This window comes from Paraburkholderia guartelaensis (assembly GCF_004353905.1).
GTDB lineage: Bacteria > Pseudomonadota > Gammaproteobacteria > Burkholderiales > Burkholderiaceae > Paraburkholderia > Paraburkholderia guartelaensis.
This window is the reverse complement of the sequence record NZ_SMOD01000127.1, coordinates 1-2,843: the sequence shown is the minus strand read 5'-3', so window position 1 is coordinate 2,843 and position 2,843 is coordinate 1. Positions and strand designations below refer to the sequence as shown.

Annotated in this window: 2 protein-coding genes and 2 pseudogenes; all 4 read right to left on the bottom strand. The window is 61.9% G+C overall.

Annotated elements, in window-relative coordinates:
- A partial coding sequence (locus E1N52_RS43390; protein WP_133184332.1) for a transposase occupies nt 1-227 on the bottom strand: 227 nt, incomplete at its 3' end.
- 871 nt (nt 228-1,098) lie between these two features.
- Entirely contained in the window at nt 1,099-2,307 is a 1,209-nt protein-coding gene (locus E1N52_RS43385) for an IS91 family transposase (RefSeq protein WP_133191213.1), read from the bottom strand.
- A gap of 8 nt (nt 2,308-2,315) precedes the next feature.
- Nucleotides 2,316-2,507, bottom strand: a pseudogene (locus E1N52_RS43380) (tyrosine-type recombinase/integrase); the annotation flags it as partial.
- A 153-nt stretch (nt 2,508-2,660) separates the two neighbouring features.
- Nucleotides 2,661-2,843, bottom strand: a pseudogene (locus E1N52_RS43375) (integrase); the annotation flags it as partial.

The window sequence follows — 2,843 nt, the reverse complement described above, 5'->3', positions numbered from 1 at the left end:
CGATTGAGATAGCCGTAGATGTAGATCTTGAGTAGCACTGCCGGGTGGTAAGACGGCCGGCCTGTGGTCGCAGGCGTGGCCCCTTCAAATCCCAAAGAAGCCAGATCGAGTTCTTCAACGAATGCGTCGACGATTCTGACCGGATTGTCTTCTGCGATGAAGTCCTCGAGACATTCCGGCAGCAGCGTCGCCTGATTGCGGTCCGCACCTTCGACAAATCGCCCCATCTTCGCCTCTCGCAACAACGGGTTGATTCAGTCTAGGCGATCGATGCGTTTTTACACAGCCTCGGCCGTCAAGCGTCTTTGGCTCCAATTGGCGTCAGTCATCTGTCGGCGCCGTCTCCACGGACAGTGGGAAAAAGGTGGACAGCCTGATCGGTACTGCCATCCTGTCTGGCGGGCCACACGTATATGTATCGAAAAAATGCGGCCGATCCCACGGCAGAATTATTTTGCAGTACGAGATATATGCTCCTTCGTGATTGCCCTCCACTGGATCGGAGACACTGGCGACGTGGGTCAGCGGCCCGGTTCATCCCCGCTACGCGCAATCAAGACGTCGCAGCCATAGGACTTCGGCTGCGACAGCAGTGCGCCATCGGCGCGGCTACCCATCTGCCTGAAGACCGGGTTTGGCGCGGTCGACCTGTGTGGGGGGCGACATGGCGCAAGACCGTTAGTCGCGTTTTCCTGACGGATGGACTCAGCAGGTGGCAGCGAATGGCGATTTGACAGTTTGCAGAGAGTTTTTTGGTTGGCGATCGCGGCTACTGACGCCTGACGATGCCTGGCGATGCCCGCCCGCGATCGGTAATCAAAAAAGTTCTTGTGCTAAACCGCGCCACAGGCGCTGGCGTCTATGGGCGTTGAATGATCGCCGCGATGATTCGCGATGCCACAGGCGTGGCTATCGCACGCGGGAACCACACGAATGGCACGAGCCGGTCGCGCAAAATCAGCGCGAATGCGGGGTCCAAGGACAGATAGTGTTGGGTTTCGCGACAGTGTAATGGGCGCGTGGACGCCGGCGCACGAGCGAGTTCGCGTTGGCCGTATCGGGGAAGACCAACGTGGCGGAGGATCATACTGGCGCCGGTCAGCGCACATGGGTCGGATCCGGCGGTGCCCTCGGCAGGATGCCAGGCACACCGCCCTCGAGGCGGACCATGTGGCCCTGGCCGCACACGGGGCAGTCGCGCAACGACCTGCCGGTGAGCCGCAGATAGCGGTCACGGTAGTCCTCTCCTATGGCTGGTGATGCAGCGGCGGGAGGCTCAGCACCGAGCAGCCGCCGACAGGTGGCGAGTCGCGCTGCCCGATGACAGTTGGCGAGCCACCCGTAGCTGCGGATGCGCTTGAAGCCATCCGGCAGTACATGCAGCAGGAAGCGGCGCATGAACTCGTCGGCCGTCAGCGTCATGGTCCTGTGCCGGGCCTGGTGCCGGTAGTCCTTCCAGCGGAACAGGACCGATTCGGCATCGAAACGCAGCAAGCGGTCGTTCGAGATGGCAACGCGATGCGTGTAGCGGCCCAGGTAGTCGAGCACCTGCCTGGCGCCACCGAAGGGTGGTTTCGCGTAGACCACCCATTCGGCCTGTGCGGCAGGCGCAAGCCACGCGGCGAACGCCTTGGGATCGCGCAGGGGCTGAAGCTGGCCATGCAGGCGCAGCGCGCCGGCGTCGAACGCACGCCGCAATTGCTCGAGGAACAGGCGGCGGTACAGCCGCGAAAGCACCCGCACCGGCAGGAAGAAGCCGGACCGGCAGGCGATCCAGCGCTCGCTGTCCGGCGCAATGCCACCTCCAGGTACGACGCAATGCACGTGGGGATGGTGCAGCAGATTCTGCCCCCACGTGTGCAGGACCGAAATGAAGCCGATCTCTGCACCCAGGTGTTTCGGGTCGGCGGCAATCGTGCGCAGCGTCTGCGCGCTCGTGCGAAACAGCAGATCGTAGAGCGTCTTCTTGTTCTGGTACGCGAGCGCGGCAATGGGCTCGGGGAGCGTGAAGACGACATGGAAGTACTCAACGCCGGGAATGAGCTCACTCTGTCGGCGCTCGAGCCATTGTGCACGGGCAAGTGACTGGCACTTCGGACAATGACGATTACGACACGAGTCGTAGGCAATACGCTGATGCCCGCATGTATCGCACTGCTCAATATGTGCGCCGAGCTCAGCGGTGCGGCACAGCTCGATGGCGCTCATGACACGACGCTGGGCACGACTGAGGGCGCCGGCATGAGTCTGCCGGTACTGAGGGCCGCAGCGGCGGAAGATGTCCGCCACCTCAAGCGCCGGTCGCATCGGCGGCTTCAGAAGTGCCCGGGCGCAGGAGGCTGTGACGGAGCAGATTCGGGATGCGGCAGCAGATCGAAGGGGCTGGTGGTGGCGCACACGGTGGTGGTCGCGACCTTGAGGTAACGCGCAGTGGTTGTTAGGGAACGGTGCCCCATCAGCAGCTGGATCCGACGCACGTCGGTGCCGGCCTCCAGCAGGTGAGTGGCGAAGGCGTGCCGCTTATCTACCCAGCGATATAAGAGGCACTATGTACCCTTCCGGATTATGTCGGGTGGCGTGATTGAACTCCAACAATTGACAGGAGATTGCGGGCCGTCAAAGAGATGTGCTCAAGCGATCACCCGATATAATTCCGTAGCCTAAAGACTGTTCAGGAAGTCGAGGAGCTCGTCCGTTGGCTTGAAGCGGCCTGGCTTACCGCGTCGCGGAGTTGCCTTCTCAAGGGCCTGTTCCTTCATCGCAAGGGTCGCTTCGACATAGATTTCCGTGGTTTCCACCGATTCATGCCCGAGCCACAGCGCGATGACCGAGCGACGAACAAC